The following is a 17643-nucleotide window of genomic DNA, read 5'->3' as shown; positions in this document are numbered from 1 at the left end:
TTGTTCAATTTTTTAATAACAACGCCTACTTTTTTACTAACAATAATTACCTTTACACCGGGAACTAAAGAACCGAGGGTAAGATGAAAAATTCAACGAAAGAAATTATAAATGAAATAAATACATACCGGGACGAAGCGAAAGCGGCTTTTCTGCCCCGTTTTTTTAAAACGGGTAAAGGAGAGTACGGTGAAGGGGATCTATTCATCGGGGTGGTCGTTCCGAATTTACGCGTCGTTGCTAAAAAACACTTCGACGCGGACTTCGACACGCTCCGGGAACTGCTCGCCTCCCCGTACCACGAGTATCGCCTGACGGCACTTCTAGCCTTGACCTATCGTTACGCCAAATTCAAAGACCTCGCGTCCAGAGAAGCTTGCGTGAATTTCTACGTGAGTCAGGTGGATGCCATCAACAACTGGGATCTCGTAGACCTTAGCTGTTACAAGATTCTGGGCCACTGGCTCTTCGACAAGGACAAACAACTCCTTTACGACTGGGCAAAAGAGAATCACCTCTGGAAACAACGCATCGCCATGATCACCTGTATGCATTTCGTGAAACAAGGCGAATTCAAGGATGCGCTCGCCATCGCCGACCTTCTTCAACACCACCCTCACGATCTGATCCACAAAGCCGTGGGCTGGATTCTCCGTGAAATCGGCAAAGAGAACGAGCAACTCCTCGTCGATTACCTCACACCTCGCTACAAGGAGATGCCCCGTACCATGCTACGGTACGCCATCGAACGTTTCGAGGAAGGGAAACGGAAAGCCTTCCTGCATTCAAAAGTTTAATCAATTTACAATCTTATTCATTTTTGATTTATGATCTATCATCCAAAAGCGATTGTTTCAAGCAGGAAAATCTAAAATCAAAAATCAAGAAATCCAAAATCAACAAATAGCATGATTAGTTTTTTACAAGTCGAAAATCTTAGTAAACGCTTCGGGGAACAACTCCTGTTTGAAAATATAACTTTCGGGATCGGCAAAAATCAAAAGGTCGCTTTAATTGCCAAAAACGGGATGGGCAAATCCACCCTGCTACGTATCATAGCGGGCAAAGACTCCGCCGACACCGGAACCGTCATCTTCCGCAATGACATTTCAATCGGTATTCTGGACCAAGACCCGGAACTCGATCCGGAAAATTACGTGTTCGAAGAGGTCTTCAACTCGGAGAACCCGACCTTGAAATTAATAAAAACATACGAACAAGCCGTGAAAGACAATGACACGTCGGCACTCGAAGAACTCATCCCGCAAATGGATGCCCTCGCCGCGTGGGACTATGACACGCAAGTGAAACAAATCCTATCGGAACTCAAGGTGGACAAGTATAGCCTGCGTATCAAGGAACTATCCGGGGGACAGCGCAAACGAGTCGGGCTGGCCAAGATATTGATCAGCAACCCCGATTTCCTGATCCTTGACGAGCCGACCAACCATCTGGACGTGGAAATGACCGAATGGTTGGAAGAATACCTCGAAAAAACAAATGCCACGTTGCTCATGGTGACACACGACCGTTACTTTCTGGACCGGGTATGCGACAAGATCATAGAGATCGACGATTTCGGGTTGTTCGCTTACGAAGGAAACTACTCCTACTATCTTGAAAAAAGAAACGAACGAATCGAAGCCCGCAACGCCTCGATCGACAAAGCCAAGAACCTGTTGCGCACGGAACAGGAATGGATGCGCCGGATGCCGCAAGCCCGCGGACACAAGGCAAAATACCGGATCGACAACTTCTATAAAATAAAAGAAGTGGCCTCACAAAACACGACGGAGCAGCAACTGGAACTCGACATTAAAGGCCAACGCCTGGGTAAAAAGATTCTCGAACTGGAACACGTGAACAAGAGCTACGGTGATTTCTGCGTGCTACGGGATTTCTCCTACAAATTCATTCGGGGAGAAAAGATTGGGATTATCGGGAAAAACGGGGTTGGGAAATCGACCTTCCTGAACATCATCACCCGCCAAATAGAACCGGACAGCGGAACCATCGAAATCGGTGAAACCGTGGTTTACGGTTACTATAAACAAGACGGGATCAGCTTCAAGGAAGACGACCGTCCCATCGACATCGTGAAAAACATTTCCGAGAAAATCGACCTTGGTAACGGACGGGTGATGTCGGCATCGCAATTCCTCGAGTACTTCCTTTTCCCGGACAAACTACAATATTCCCTCGTGGCAAAACTTAGCGGAGGCGAACGCCGGAGACTTTACCTGCTGACCGTCCTCATGAGCAACCCCAATTTCCTGATTCTTGACGAGCCGACGAACGACCTCGACATCATGACACTGAACGTGCTGGAAGATTACCTGAAATCTTTCCAAGGCTGCTTGATTATCGTGTCGCACGACCGCTTCTTCACGGACAAAGTGGTGGATCGGGTGTTCGCTTTCGAGGGGAACGGCGTGGTGAAAGACTTTCCCGGCAATTACACCCAGTATAAGAACAAAAAAGAAGAAGAGGAACTATTGCGGAAACAAGAAGAGAAGAAAATCCCTGCTACCCCCAAACCCGTGAGAGAAAAGGAGAAAATCCGCAAACTGACCTTCAAGGAAAGACAGGAAATGCAACAACTGGAATCAGACATGGAAAACCTGAACACGGAAAAAACAACCCTGGAAACCGCCTTGAACTCCGGAACACTGGATACGAACGAGCTGGTGAAATCTTCCCAACGAATAGCCGAGATTATTGACCTCCTGGACGAAAAGGAAATGCGCTGGCTGGAACTCAGTGAAATCGAATAAAAAGAGATAAAAAACTCCCTCTAGGAGAGCAATCACTACCGCATCCAAGAGGGAGTATCAAAACTCTATATTCCAACACCCTCCCCCTTCGGGGCAGGACTGTTAAGTTCTACGAAAAAAGATACAACCACTAGTTCTTTGAAATAATTATCTTTGCCACAAAAACAAGAATGATTGATCAAATCCATGCATCAAATTAAATACTTGACAATCGTTTCCTTTAACAAAGGAGCCGACAACGGCTTAGTCAAATAATCATTACAACCGGCCTCTAATGCTTTTACCCGATCATCATCAAAGGCAAACGCTGTTAAAGCAATAATCGGAATTTCACGGGAAATTTCACGAATGATTCGAGTTGCCTCTAGCCCGTCCATTTCCGGCATTTTTATATCCATCAGGATAAGATCAGGTTGGGATTGTTCATACATCTCAACAGCTTCCCTTCCATTCCAAGCGTGAAGCAACGTGTAAATCTTCCCGATAATTGCTTTCAATAAAAGAAAATTACTCTCCACATCCTCCACCACTAAAATTGTTCTCCTTGCGCTTATAGTTTCTTTCGTCTCGTTATTTTCCATATCATATCCCCCATTTTCTCTACAAGTATTTTCGCACATCCTAAGCTAGAATTTTGAGCAAAGGTATTCAATTTTGTAAAACAATCAAAGATTCTCACAATCTTCTCAGAATTCCCTGATACAGTTCATAACATATTACGTACATTTGTGAAAAATAATAAGATATGCAACTCCGGAAAAACCTCACTCTCTACTTATCAGGCATCGCGGTCTTCACGCTGCCCCTGCTTTTGTTATCAACGGCATTTGTCCTGGACGAGAGTTTGGGTAACCGGGTAGCTAAAATTTTCTGGTTCTACAAAGTCATCATCGTGGCCGGTATAGCCTGCATCCCGCTGGCGTGGACACGTCCTTTTCGTTTTTCGGTGCCTGACCTACTGGTTCTTCTATACGCGGGCTACTCCCTCTGCAACGATCATTACACAGGTTCGATCACTCCCACCCGGACGGGTCTCTTCCTATTGATCATCGTCACGTATTTCATATTCCGACGGCTGACCACCTTCGCCCCTGTCGGTTTCACGCACGCGGCACTTCTTCTCTCCGGGGCAATAGAAGCCCTCTGGGGACTCACCCAGCTCTACGGCTTCGCCCCCTCCCAACACAGCCGCTTCGAATTGACCGGATCATTCTTTAACCCCGGCCCCTATTCCGGCTTTCTTGTAGCCATCCTACCGTTAGCCTTACACTACACGCTTACCGCCTGCCGCACAGCCCGCATCCTGTCAGGTGCGGTACTCGTACTTCTCCTACTCGTCCTGCCTGCCACGTTAAGCCGCGGGGCATGGTTAGCCGCCCTCGCGGGATGTGCCATCGTACTAGGCAACAACTTCCATCTATACAGCCGACTAAAAGCCCTGTTTCAAAAACACAAACTCACACTTTCCATCACAACCGCCTGCATGCTCCTTCTTACAACCGGGACACTCATCGGGATATACCAGTTAAAAAAAGAATCTGCCGACGGACGCTGGCTCATCTGGAAAGTTTCCTCCACCCTCGTTGCCTCCCACCCGATAACAGGTGTCGGGTTCGGACATTTTGCCGGAGCATACGGGGATGCTCAAGCGACCTATTTTGCCGCCAAGCAACGTCCAGCGGCAGAAGAACTCGTGGCCGATGCTCCCGAGGCGGCCTTCAACGAATTCGTGCAAATCACGACAGAAACCGGAATCATCGGTTTATTACTTTTCCTGACAATCATAATTGGAGCCTCCCAAGCTGCCCGGCACTCCAACAACAAGGCCGCGACGGGGGTGCTCGGCTCGTTAGCCGCCTTCCTCGTTTTTGCCTGCTTCTCCTACCCGTTCAACGTGTTGCCCCTTCTCGTCCTCTTCACGTTACTCTTGGCCCAATGCATACCCGCCCAACCCGGTTCCCGCTGGCTTTCCGGCATCTTCTACGCGCTCCTGTTTCTCCCCGTCTATTTCCTTGCCACCGGACAACAGGAACAAGAACAAACCTATAAACGCTGGCAATCCGAGCAAATCTACTTCAACATGCAGATATTCGAACGTACCGTCGATAATTACAAAAAACTCTACCCTCTCTTGAAGGACCAACCCGCCTTTCTCTTTGAATACGGTCAATGCCTCTCCCGCACGGGACAACCCGCGGCCAGTAATCTCATCCTTGAAGAAGCCTCCCGCCTGTCTTCCGATCCGATGATCCGCAACATCATGGGCAAAAACTACCAAACCATGAAACAATATACCCAAGCGGAAGCCTCCTTCCTCAAAGCCGCCCACATGGTTCCCAATCGTCTCTACCCGCTCTACCTACTCGCCCAGATGTACAACGAAAGCGGCCAAATTGACAAAGCCATCACGACCGCCCGCCTACTGCTCGAAAAAGCCCCCAAAGTCCCCTCTTCCGCCACCGAAGAGATGAAACGAGACATGCAAAAACTAATTAGAAATCTTCAAAACCCCTCCTCATGCAACGAATAAAATTCATCTGTTTCGCTTTAACGCTCCTATTGGGAGCCTGTTCAACCTCTTAAAGGAATTAGTGTATAGCGCAAGCCGCCTTCCCTATTTGGCTCTATACGAGAAAAAGGGCGGTACGAAATATAACCCCGTTATATTATATTTTCAATCCGCCATAATACTCAAAATATAATTCCCACCCCGTATCTTTTTCAATTTTATTCTCGGGTCCTTTTCTAGAAGTTTCCTTATGTACGAGATATATGAACGAAGTTCTTCTAATAAACGATTATTTTTTTCTTCATGCAGGTTTCGATTCCATAGCTGCATACACAAATCTTCCGGGGAAACGCCTCTATCTTTATTAGCACAAATGATAGATAAAATACATCCGTGCATATAATTTAAGAGATGAGCTTTACCATCGATGGTCAATATATAAGTCTGCCTGTTAAAACTTACTCGATCTGTCAGTTGGTCCTCCATACCATTTCCCCAAGCTCGGCACAATACTTTTTTCAAACGAATTTCAAACTCGCTGTTAGAAATCGCTTTATCAATATATTCATCCGCCTCGTATCCTTCATCTGTCAACAGGGTATGTCTATTTGTTGAACTTAATATCACGACCGGAGTTCGATCTCCTCTTGACCTCATCCATCTTAATATTTCATCCCCCCGTTTACCGGGTAAAATCACATCCAACAATAACAAATCAAAATTTCCATATTTACACATTCTTACGGCTTCATCTCCATCATTAACCGTACACACGTCATACCCCATCGCGATTAGAATATCCAGATAAAGTTCCCTGGTCTCAGCATTATCCTCCGCGTACAAAATCTTTATTTTTCGTCCTTCTTTTCCCATATAGGTATCAATATTTTAAAACAACTACCTTTTCCCAATTCACTTTTAACTTCTATCTTGCCCCGCATCTTTTCTACAATTTCAATCACATAAGGTAAGCCTCTCCCACATCCTTTCTTTCCAGTCCCTTCCACCCGGTAATATTCGTTAAATATAACCTTCTGGTCTTTATCACTTATTCCTATCCCGCGATCTTCCACTTCTATCACCATCTTATTGTCTGCTTGGTATGCACGCACCCACACCCGGATTTCATCCTTCGAATACTTCACCGCATTATCCAACAAATTACGAACAATCAATGTCAAACATTCCGCTGACGAGTAAACCACATAATTCGGCAATCGATAATCCAATTCTATTTTTGGAACCTTTTCCCCTTGATGAGCTTCTCTCTGCTGATCTATCAAATCCAACAACAATGTCTTCAAATTTACATCCGTCAATTTTAACTTTGTCTTATGCAATATAGAACAGGCAAGTATACACTCATCCATATTTTGTAAAATTTCATTTAAACACGCACAAGCCCGTTCCGCTTTTATTTTCCCATACGCCGGCTCCGAACATTTCAGTTCGAACCATTGCATAATACCGCCTAGTTGTTCCACCGGAGTCTTCAAACTATGCAAGTCATCCCCAATCCATTTTATCTGACATTTCCGTCTCTTCTTTTGCCGGTGATAAGCCAACACAAACATAATAGCAAACCCGGCCAAAACCGCTCCAACTATAAAAATCCATACGACCAATTCTATATATTGTTTATAATACCCACGAGGAAACAAATAGTAGATATTTATACTCTCACCACTAAGAAACCCCAATTGAATACTCCAGACCCAATTCATTCTTTCGGGCAGACGTCCTCTATCGGGAAAAACTTCCAAGACCTTTCCCGTGGAATCCACACGTTGGAAAACAATCAACAATTCACTCAATCGGCTATTTAAATTCAGCCCCACCATGCTATCCAATATCTGCAAAGTTATTGGTTTCAACACGTTCAAGTCGCAAGCAATCCTCAAATAAACATCATCCATCACATTTTTCGTATCCACTTTAAAAACATACAAAGAATCTCCCAACATCAACACCAACTCACGTCCTCCTTCTTGAAAATAATAGGCACGCACGCCTCCACCACAAAGCATAAACCCTTTATGATTCCAATCCTCGACCTGCCATCGAACATTGTCATACAATTCTTTTTCTATCAAAAATTTATCTTTCTGATAAACAGATTTTATACTCCAAAATTGTAAAATAAGAACAAGGACAATAATCACTATTATTGCTATTACCTCACTCATATTGGATAACTTTTCCCGTATATTTTTCAATTGTTCTATCATTCTATTTTTCTCATTTTATTAGCATAAAAGTTATTGTTTATACAACACCCACACCCTAACTTTGTTCAAGGAAGAAATACTAATTACAATATTAATTAAAATAATGATCACATGAAAACAATTTTCAAAAAAAATGCGAAATTCGTATGCTTGTGCATAATATTATGCTTACTTTACAGTTTTATTTATCAGGAAAAAGAAAATGATTTAAAACTCCGCAATATCGAAATGCTCTCTCGGGGAGAAAACGAGACAAAACGGAAATGTGTAGAAGGAGGTGGATTTTGTGTTGACAATGATGGAATTGCATATGGAGGAATGCGTGTAAACACAAATAAATAAATCTATTATGAAGAAAATAATCTATATCGCTATATTTTTTGCAGCATGTTCCAAGACCAACGACTTGAACATACCACAAGAATTTCAAACTTCCGGTAACGAAGTCCATGTTGATTTCGTTGCAGACCTTTCCGACTATGGTATTTCTCGGCCGACCAAAATAACCAAACACGGAGATATCCTTGCCATAGGCCAACCGCATGGAGAAGCCAATGTCAGCCTTATTGATTTAATCACACATACAACGAATCAGTGGTTACCCTTCGGCAGTGGTCCAAACGAGGCCTATTCCATTTACAATCTTTCTGTAAATCAACGGGGAGAACTTGCAGCTTTCGATTTCTATACAGGAATACTCCATCGCCACAACCCGACTACATCGAGTCGTTCTGCCACACACCCCCTTGCATTAACCGGAGAAGAAAAACATCTTTCCGTCATACAAGGAGATAATTTTATCATCTCAACCGGGCTCTACAAACAAGGTCGTTACCGATTCTATTCTTTAGACAATAATCAGACGACCTATTTTGTCTCGTATCCCGAACATCCACAGTATCCTGACCTATCCCAACACCTGCAAAGTATTCTTTGGGCCAGTACGGTTTTATGTCTTCGCCCAGATAATAAAGCATTCGTCTGTACTGACATTCGTAGCGGACAAATCGATATTTGCAACATCGAAGAACACTCCATTTCATTAGTTTGCCGTCATTGTTATTATTACCCTCATGTCGACATAGACCCAAAGGCTCATGGCCCAGTGGCATACTACATGGATAACCTCGCAGGATTTCAGGATGTTGCCGTTTCAAATGACCGCATTTTTGTGCTTTATTCCGGAAAAACATACAAAGATGAAAAACAAAACATAGCAAACTGTTCAACCCTGCTCGTTTTCGATTGGGACGGTACATTACTCGAAACTCGCACTCTCCCTCAAATGGCAACATTCATCTCTTACGACCTGGAAGAAAACGCACTCTACGGGACAACTCCCGACGCTCAACTAGTTCGCTATAATATATAGGCATAGAATCATGAAAAAGAAACACTTCATATTATTCATCGTGTTACTGATAACCTCTTTGGGTATTATCGCCACTTGGTTCGCGTTCGCCACTCAACCTGACAACTTTAGCAGTGCGCCCCTCACGACCATCGAAATCCCACAAGATTCTATCAACCTGAAAACAATCCGTTATGACGAAAAACCACAGGCTATATTTACTCTAAAGAACACGGGTTCGCATCCCCTCCTCATAAAAAACGTGCTTACCACCTGCGGTTGCACCAACCCACAATGGGAGAAACGCCCCGTCCTACCCGGACAAACAAGAGAAATCATTGTCACGTTCAAGCCCAACTCGCTAGGACGTTTTACGAAAAAAATACAGGTGTTATGTAACACCACGCTCAAGTTGCACGACCTAAGGCTAGTAGGTTTCGTGACAGAATAAGAAAGTTTAACCCTATAAAAATAATAAAAGGGAGAAAAATGGCGGTGCCGGAACAATCCTTGCAAGAAAACCTCCGACACCACCTCCTCTCCTAAAAAGAAGAAAGTGTAAAGATAAAAAATTTTGAGACACACGTCATCTCTCTCGTTGAAAGGATATATACTTGAAAAAGGACGGAAAGAATTTAAAATTATAAAAATAATAACAGCTATGAAGAAGAGTATTTTCGTACTATTAGCAAGCATTTGTATTGCATTGTTTTTTGCAATGAACGTGAGTATCAACCTATCTAAAGATCAGTCCAAAAGTGGACTTGCTTTGAAAAACATCGAAGCACTGGCAAGAGGTGAAACTCCTGGTGGAGATAAATCAAAGCCTAAAGGCACATATGGTTGTACGCCTAGAGCGGGGTTTACTGCTTACAAAATATATGATGATGCTGGTTGTAAATGTTCCAAATGGCCCAATTATTACCCTGCATCAGAAGTGTGTACTTGCAGTAATTATTAAATCAGAGGGGAGTTTTCCCCTCTTCTAATAAATAAATTATGAAATATATATTACTATTTTTTACACTCTCTTTCACTTGTTGTACAACAAGTAATTTTTTCAATAGTAAGAACATTATTATTGATAAATTTCCTAAAGACACCACGCTCTTTGGAGAAAAAATTAATATTGAAAGTATAGGTACGAACTATTTAATAATTATAGACACTTTACTTATATGTTTTAAAGCTCAAGGAGTAGATAATTATTTCGACATATATAGTACAAACACCCTAAACAAACTTGGAGCTTGTTTAACTACAGGAAGAGGTCCAAACGAATTTCTTTCGATACAATATAATGGCCAATATTTCAATGATTCTTTAGGCATTCGCATGTGGCTCAAAGATGATGCAAATTTAAGAATAAGTTTATTCAATCTAACTGAATCAATTAAACAAGAAAAAACCATAATAGATTCTTGTATATATCTAGACAGGGTTCAAGAAGGATACGGTTTTCTAATTAACGATACATTAATAAATATTGACCCATATCCCGAAAACGTGTTTTTCAAAACATACGAATTATCTACTGATAAACTTTTAGAACCGATCAAAATGTTCAAAAACCCATATCCCAATCATAGTTATCAAGACCAAATATTCGCCATGACAACAACTTTGCGTCCTAATAATAAACGCTTTGCATCTTCAATGATTTTTTTTAATCAAATAAATATTTATTCGTCAAATTTTAAATATAGAAAATCTCTTTCTATATATACTCCAACTCCTTCCATTAAACAAGTTCTAAATACCCCCCGTGAAGAACGAATAGTATATTATTCTTTGGTAGGATCTACCATGAAATATATATATGCTTTATATATCAACCAACCCAATTCCTCTTGGGACACACCTAGAAAAATTGAAATACATATTTTTGACTGGGATGGTATATCCATCCAAAAATTAATAATTCCCCAAAATATCATATACTTTACAATAGACGAAAAACATAAACAACTATTAGGAATCACATCCGATGAAGAAATATACAAATATGATATTAGCATGTGTATATAATATGATGATCTACATTATATTATTCTCCTGTTCTTACCTAGAATCAAAAGAAGATGCAAGAACAATTGTAAAAAGGTGGCTTAATCAAGAAATTACATTTCCTGATTCAATCAATACAACAAGTCAAGATTCTCTTTGGCAATTTATGTTAAAAAAAGAATTCAAAATTCTAACAGTAATAGATACAAATATATGTACTGAATGTAGATTAAAATTATATGATTGGGGAAAATTAATTCGAGAAATAGATACGATCTCTCAAAACACGTCTTTTCTTTTCGTTGTACATGCTAAAGATTACGATATTGTCAATTCATGGATCAAAAAGAATAAATTCAGTTATCCAATATTTTATGACTATACAAATAAAATGAATACATTAAACAAATTTCCTAAAAATCCTCAATATCAAACATTTTTGTTAGATAAGGATAATAAAATTCTATTAATAGGATCTCCTATCGGCAATCACCACATTTGGAATCTATACAAACAAATTATAAAAAAAGAATCTGAAATATGTCCTTATAATACATAAAACTCTTCACCATGAAACCCATTTTATACACCATCTTAATTTGTACCTCAATACTCGCCTGCTCCCGTTACCCGGCAGGAGTGGAAGAAACCCTATCACAAGCCGGGAGAAACCGGGGAGGACACTGGCAATATTCCTACGTAGTCCGGCAAAAGGTAAAATACATATTCAATGTGTTCACCCTGAAACAGAACCTACTTGTACTCCACAAGAATGCTAAATTTCAAATGGATAATTTTAGAGCTTGTCACAAACACTTCCCCTCTTTTTTCAAGAGGGGGAGGATATGAAATACCCAATCACTATCCAAACACAAAAAGTATATTAAACATCCCCCTAAAAAGTAATCATGAAATTCTACCATTTATTATTCATCATAATCACACTTTCATGTTCAAACTCTTCCACGAAAGATATCAACACCATTATTATCAATTATGATAAAACTTGTAATTACCCACTATCAAATTTTATTACCAATTGCAATATTGTTAAACTAGAAACATCAGATTCAATTCTAACTGGAGATATCTCTGATATTGAATTTCATGAAAATAATATTATAATACTCGATAAAAAAAACAATACCGCTCAAGTATTCAATCAAAAAGGAGAGTTTATTCACCAATTATCTAATTTAGGACGTGGCCCTGGAGAATATTTATACCTTAACGACATAGCAACGAACTCACAAGGCATATATCTTTTAGATTACACCCAACAAAAAATTCTTCATTACGATTACGATTGGAAATTCCAGAAAGATCTTTATTTCCCGTTTTACGTTTCTGAAATAAACTGTATTCATGACAAAATAATGCTTTATACCGAAAGAAATGGAGAAAAAGAAGATTATCAATTTTATCTCGCAGACAACTGCGGTAAAATTCTAAACAGATATCTACCAAGGAACAACAATTGGGGGAATAACACATTTATAACCTCCAATGTTTTCACCCAAAACAATAATTCATTCATTTTTGCACCAAGATTCAATAATACATTATACACCCTACACGATACAATCGCAACTCCCATATATACTCTTAACTTTAGAGACAAAACATTTCCAGAAGAACGAACAAACATCACAAAATACGATATTAATGACAACAAATTCCCTTACATCGTAAGAAGAAATATATTCTTATGCAATAATTATCTGCTAATCGATTACGTGTATCAAGATAAACGCAATTTTTATTTGTATGATATGAACTCGCACAAGTCTCAAAACGGATATATCACAAATGATTTAATAACAGACTTTCGCTTTTTCCCACAAATTGTAAAAGACAATAAAATCATCGATTGGATAGATGCTGCATCACTTATAGAATACTTTCCACATGTTGTTCAAGAAAACCCTATATTACACGATCTAAAAGAAACAGATAACCCCATTCTTTTCATATACAATTCTAAATAAACAATGACATATAAGAAATAACAACATTAATAATCTCATTATGAAACTAATAAATACATTTTTATGGTTATATTGCATCCTAACATTTTCTGCTTGCAAAAATAACTCTTCCAAAGTTCAACATTTATCCCTAACTCCTTCATCTATCATCCAAGATACTCTTTTCACACAGATACCAGGAGCATTAATTTTGTGTGGCGATCATTATCTAGTTTGGGAAGATCCTTTTAATCCAGAAAAATTTTTACACATTATCGATATAAATACTAGAAGAGAAATTAAAGCTATAGGAGAGTTTGGACGAGGTCCAAAGGAATTTATCACCCCTCTATCCATTAAGTCTATAGGAAATAAAATATTCACCTATGATCTTAATCAAGACAAACAAGCCTACTACTCTATTGACAGCTTACTAGTAATGAAAGATCCTTTCATTCTACTTCCGTCTTTACCCATCGAAGATTGCCTAGATATCGTTCAAATAGCAGAAGGAGAATTTATTTCAACACATCCTCAAAACGAACAACTCTTTCAATGGATTCATCAAGATTCAACTGTATCCTTTTTTGGCAAGAGTCCAATAAAAGAAAAACTCAAAGACTACTATAACTCTCGACAAGGAACTTTATCTTATAATCCATATAATCAAAAATTAATTTATAGTGCAAGATTATTCCCTTACATTGCTTTATACGAAAAAGAAGGAAATAATTTCCAATTAAAATGGGAAAAAACATCTTCTAAAAACTTTTATGAAATCAAAAACGGAGATATTCACTTTATTGAAGAAGCTCTAGTTCCTCACGAAATAATTCTTACAAAAGATTATATTATCACATTACAAAAGGAAGAAAATGCTCCTTCCTCTACCAAACGTACAGCAGGTATTCGGGATCTTTCTCAAGTTCCTAATACAATATTTGTATATGATTACGATTTTAATCTTAAAAAAATCATTGATATGGGAATGCCTATTTTGCGTATCGAAACTAAAGGAAACTCTAACACAATATATGCAGTAGGCATTGATTTAGATTTCTGCATTGTGACATACGAAATATAATACTTCTTTTTGGAAATCCTATTATGAATAAACAAGTATGGAATCTCTACAAACAATAATGAATAAATGAAATCGTTAATTTGCCCCATCATCATTTTAATCATCATATCCTGTACCCAACAAGATATAATGATTGGGAGGAATATTCTCATAAAAGAGTTTCCCCAAGAAATCAATCTTAGCGGGGAAAAACTCGATATTACAAGTATCGGGGTAAACAATATATTTGTTGTCGATACATTTCTTATATGCTATAAAGCAATGGGACTTGATGAGTTTTTCGATATTTATAGTACAAACACTTATCAATCTCTAGGAAAATTTCTCTCCCCGGGCAGAGGTCCAAATGAATTCTTAAACGCAACATACATGGGCCAACATTTCAAAGATTCATCAAATACCTATATGTGGATAAAAGATGAAGCCTTAATGAAACTTACCTTATTTAATCTAACGGAATCCGTAAAACAACAAAAAACAATTATAGATAGTTGCATATATTTATCTAACTCTTGTATTGGTAATAATTATATTATTGGAGATACACTCATAAGTATTGTAAATTCCTCTTCAGATCTATTTTTGAGTTCTTACAATTTACAAAAGGATTCCCCTTTAGAACAGCCAATTATAATGTTTCGTGATCCTTTAAAAAATATCCAAGAATACATTTTTGGTATGAATATTCAAATACATCCTAATCGCACAAAATTCATATCAGCAATGTCAAACTTTAATCAAATAAATATATTCTCTCCCAACTTTACAGATATTACAACTTTATCCATTTATAAACCAACCATATCAATAAAAGAAATTAGTTTAACTCCTGATATTGAAAGAATTCGATATTACTCTAATGTTTTTGTAACGAATTCATCGATCTACGCTTTATATATCAACAAACCGACATTAATATGGAGAGAACACGAAAAGAGTATTGAGATACAAGAATTTACATGGAATGGCACTCCTGTTCGTAAATTCACAATACCTAATGATATTATTTATTTTACTTTAGACCAAAAACATAAATACATATATGGTTTTAAAGACAATGAAGAAATCTATAAATATGATATCAGCAATTACATTTAAAGTATTAATATATAATGAAAAAGAAACAGATAACCCCATTCTTTTATAGTACAATTATCATATCAAATAAATAAAATGAAAAAAATCATATACATCATACTAATATTAGTATTAGCATATAATTGCCAAAATGAAGGAAAAAGTAATGAAAATATTTTTATTGGCGAAACTATTTTTATTGACAAGTTTCCTTTAGATCTTTCTCTGAAAGGAGAATACATTTCTCTCACTAGCTTAGGGGCTGAATCCATGTATTCTATTGATACATTTTTAATATTCATTAGTTCTAAAATAGATACCTTTTATTCTGTTTATTCCACAAAAACGGAGAAACATATTGTAAATCTCTTACCTAAAGGCCGTGGTATTAATGAGTTTAGTAATGCCAATAGTCCTTTATTTAATTGTATTGATTCAAATTGTATGAAAATTTATCTTTTTGATAGAACCCATTCATGTATAAGTACTTTGAATCTCACAAAATCACTTCAAAACCTTACTACGATATTAGATAGCAATACAATCGATCTGAATATTGAACCAGAAATAAAAGGAGCTTTTTTACTTAATGATTCTTCATTATTTTATCATTACTTCAGTTTTAGTAATAGAAACGAATATTATTCTATTTACAATAGAAAAACCAATACATTCATACAACAAGATTCTATTTATAGACATTCAATAAATAATATTGGAAATATTTTCCTATGGACTACCCATAGTTGTTACAATTTAAGAGAACAAAAATATGCAACAGCCATGGAATTTTTAAATCAAATCAATTTATATTCCTTATCTCAAAAGAAAGCGATCAGTTTAGTATATAATGGCAATATATCTGATCTAAAAAAAGTAGAAGAATGTCCTATGCCTGAAAAGTATACCTATTATGTGGATTTTACATCTACAACGAAACTACTTTTCGGACTTTATGCAAATCAAACACGAAAAGATTGGGCTCTAAAAGACAATATCACAACAGAAATTCATGTTATTGACTGGGAAGGAATTCCTAAATTTAAACTAAACATTCAAGAAAAACTTTCTAAAATTGCCATTAATGAAAAAGAAAAAATAATGTATGGCTTAACTCTAGAAGAAGAAGTTTATAAATACAATCTTGAAGAAATATTATAATTATGATATCAGCAATTATATTTAAAAGTATAAAACAAACTGGAGGAATTCGAGATTTATCAAAGGTTCCTAATACCATATTTGTATATGATTATAATTTCAATTTAAAAAAGATTATAAACATGAGTATGCCCATCCTACGCATTGCAGCAAAAGGAGATTCTAATACATTATATGCAATAGGGATCGATTTAGATTTCTGCATTGTGACATACGAAATATAAAACACTATGCAAATACACTATATATTAATTTCAATGTGTCTAATCTTTTTTTCTTCATGCCAAAAAGGAAAAGTAGAAAATATCAAGTTCAGAAAAACATTATCAATAGATTTCGATAAATATAAAAATCAATCACTTGAATTATCAAATTCTATCGATAGCATAAAAATAGTTTCACTAAAAACAGATTCAATTTTTATAATTGGAGGAATAAATAATTTATATTTTAATGATCCATATTTCTTTTTAAATGATCCTCTATCTCAATGTATATATATATATGATATACATGGAAATGGAATATCTAAAATAGCAAGGAAAGGACGAGGACCGGGAGAATTTCTGTCTATTACAGATTTTACGACATTAGAAGACAATACTATCGTGATATTAGATAACCTGGGAGGAAAAATCATCTTCTACAATCTTTTAGGAGATCTTATTCAAGAAATTAAAATTGATCGAAATATTAATATCGATAACATTTCAAATATCGATAATGATCATCTCGCCCTATTCACAGGATATTCAGATAAAAATTCATGCATTTCTATCTTAAACATCGGAAGTCATGAAATAAAAAAATTATTATTAAATATTCCCCATTACGCCCAACACAGCCAGTCGGAATTAAATCAAACATTTACAAAATATAAAAAATCCGTGTTGTTTAAATCCATATTTGATTACAACGTGTTTCAAATAACACCGGATAGCATCATCCCGCAATATCAGTTTGATTTTAAAAAATACAATATTTCATTTGAATCTTTTGATGGAAAAATCGAAACTAGCATCGCTTATATCCGACGAGACAATTACATTTCTGAACCAGACTATTTACTTGAAAATGATAAATATATTTACTGCAATTTTTTTAAAGGAGGGAAATTTTACGAGTTATACTATAACAAACAACAACAACGACCTTATCTATTTAACGCAGAAACTTTACCCGAAAAATTCGCATCTATATATTCCAATCCCAAATATGCAAAAAACAATTATTTCATTTTTACGATTGCTGATGAAGATCATCTTCATACACTTTTAAAACTTCATCAAGATACTACGAATCATATCAAATTAATATATACGCCATTAGTCTCTCAAGAAAATCTTGAAAACAATAATCCACATTTATTATTCATTTATACAAAATAGCCATGAATACATTAGGTTCCACTATATTATTTATTTGTATTACAATTCTTTTTTTTAGTTGGAAATCCAAGTATGAAAAAGAAAACAGATACCCTTC

At 37.2% G+C, this 17643-nt stretch carries 18 protein-coding genes; 15 read left to right on the top strand and 3 right to left on the bottom strand.

The window, feature by feature from the left end:
* Positions 1-83: 83 nt before the first annotated feature.
* Together D8S85_RS00615 and abc-f are read left to right on the top strand one after the other, a co-directional pair.
* Positions 84-797: a DNA alkylation repair protein gene (locus D8S85_RS00615; RefSeq protein WP_106624339.1), complete on the top strand. Its 714-nt coding sequence runs from the start codon at positions 84-86 to the stop codon at positions 795-797.
* A gap of 111 nt (positions 798-908) precedes the next feature.
* Positions 909-2774, top strand: a complete 1866-nt coding sequence (abc-f, locus tag D8S85_RS00610) for a ribosomal protection-like ABC-F family protein (protein WP_106624338.1) — start codon at positions 909-911, stop codon at positions 2772-2774.
* Between the two features lie 191 nt (positions 2775-2965).
* Here the strand turns inward: abc-f and D8S85_RS00605 are convergent, their stop codons facing one another.
* Positions 2966-3355, bottom strand: a complete 390-nt coding sequence (locus D8S85_RS00605) for a response regulator (protein WP_228423301.1) — start codon at positions 3353-3355, stop codon at positions 2966-2968.
* Positions 3356-3519: 164 nt separating this feature from the next.
* Between D8S85_RS00605 and D8S85_RS00600 the strand changes: the two genes are divergently transcribed.
* Positions 3520-5304: an O-antigen ligase family protein gene (locus tag D8S85_RS00600; RefSeq protein ID WP_106624336.1), complete on the top strand. Its 1785-nt coding sequence runs from the start codon at positions 3520-3522 to the stop codon at positions 5302-5304.
* A gap of 144 nt (positions 5305-5448) precedes the next feature.
* On the opposite strand, the gene D8S85_RS00595 is transcribed toward D8S85_RS00600, so the two are convergent.
* A complete protein-coding gene (locus D8S85_RS00595) occupies positions 5449-6156 on the bottom strand; it encodes a response regulator transcription factor (protein WP_106624335.1) in 708 nt (235 codons plus the stop codon).
* Positions 6132-7469, bottom strand: coding sequence for a sensor histidine kinase (locus tag D8S85_RS00590; RefSeq protein WP_158641670.1), 1338 nt, complete (start codon positions 7467-7469; stop codon positions 6132-6134). The genes D8S85_RS00595 and D8S85_RS00590 overlap by 25 nt, the downstream gene beginning before the upstream one ends.
* A gap of 153 nt (positions 7470-7622) precedes the next feature.
* On the opposite strand from D8S85_RS00590, the gene D8S85_RS00585 reads away from it, so the two are divergent.
* The 12 genes from D8S85_RS00585 (at position 7623) to D8S85_RS00530 (ending at position 17546) form a co-directional block, all read left to right on the top strand.
* Positions 7623-7853, top strand: coding sequence for a hypothetical protein (locus D8S85_RS00585; RefSeq protein WP_106624333.1), 231 nt, complete (start codon positions 7623-7625; stop codon positions 7851-7853).
* A 7-nt stretch (positions 7854-7860) separates the two neighbouring features.
* A complete protein-coding gene (locus tag D8S85_RS00580) occupies positions 7861-8883 on the top strand; it encodes a BF3164 family lipoprotein (RefSeq protein ID WP_106624332.1) in 1023 nt (340 codons plus the stop codon).
* 10 nt (positions 8884-8893) lie between these two features.
* The gene (locus D8S85_RS00575; RefSeq protein ID WP_106624331.1) at positions 8894-9313 is read left to right on the top strand and encodes a DUF1573 domain-containing protein; all 420 of its coding nucleotides are present in this window, start codon (positions 8894-8896) and stop codon (positions 9311-9313) included.
* Between the two features lie 210 nt (positions 9314-9523).
* Positions 9524-9823: an NVEALA domain-containing protein gene (locus tag D8S85_RS00570; protein ID WP_127074699.1), complete on the top strand. Its 300-nt coding sequence runs from the start codon at positions 9524-9526 to the stop codon at positions 9821-9823.
* A 38-nt stretch (positions 9824-9861) separates the two neighbouring features.
* Entirely contained in the window at positions 9862-10890 is a 1029-nt protein-coding gene (locus tag D8S85_RS00565) for a BF3164 family lipoprotein (protein ID WP_106624329.1), read from the top strand.
* Complete coding sequence (locus D8S85_RS00560; RefSeq protein WP_205702817.1) at positions 10868-11428, top strand: redoxin domain-containing protein; 561 nt, start codon at positions 10868-10870, stop codon at positions 11426-11428. Before D8S85_RS00565 ends, D8S85_RS00560 begins: the two co-directional genes overlap by 23 nt.
* 11 nt (positions 11429-11439) lie before the next feature.
* Positions 11440-11718, top strand: a complete 279-nt coding sequence (locus D8S85_RS00555; protein ID WP_106624327.1) for a hypothetical protein — start codon at positions 11440-11442, stop codon at positions 11716-11718.
* 59 nt (positions 11719-11777) lie between these two features.
* On the top strand, positions 11778-12857 hold the full coding sequence (locus tag D8S85_RS00550; protein ID WP_106624326.1) for a 6-bladed beta-propeller: 1080 nt from the start codon (positions 11778-11780) through the stop codon (positions 12855-12857).
* Positions 12858-12897: 40 nt separating this feature from the next.
* The gene (locus tag D8S85_RS00545; protein WP_106624325.1) at positions 12898-13920 is read left to right on the top strand and encodes a BF3164 family lipoprotein; all 1023 of its coding nucleotides are present in this window, start codon (positions 12898-12900) and stop codon (positions 13918-13920) included.
* Positions 13921-13986: 66 nt separating this feature from the next.
* On the top strand, positions 13987-15018 hold the full coding sequence (locus D8S85_RS00540; RefSeq protein ID WP_127074698.1) for a TolB-like 6-bladed beta-propeller domain-containing protein: 1032 nt from the start codon (positions 13987-13989) through the stop codon (positions 15016-15018).
* 75 nt (positions 15019-15093) lie between these two features.
* A complete protein-coding gene (locus D8S85_RS00535) occupies positions 15094-16158 on the top strand; it encodes a BF3164 family lipoprotein (protein ID WP_106624323.1) in 1065 nt (354 codons plus the stop codon).
* 230 nt (positions 16159-16388) lie between these two features.
* Positions 16389-17546: a 6-bladed beta-propeller gene (locus D8S85_RS00530; protein ID WP_127074697.1), complete on the top strand. Its 1158-nt coding sequence runs from the start codon at positions 16389-16391 to the stop codon at positions 17544-17546.
* Positions 17547-17643: the final 97 nt, after the last annotated feature.

The organism is Butyricimonas faecalis (assembly GCF_003991565.1).
Taxonomy (GTDB): Bacteria; Bacteroidota; Bacteroidia; order Bacteroidales; family Marinifilaceae; genus Butyricimonas; species Butyricimonas faecalis.
Note: the sequence above shows the minus strand (reverse complement) of the source record. Positions and strands in the feature narration are given on the sequence as shown.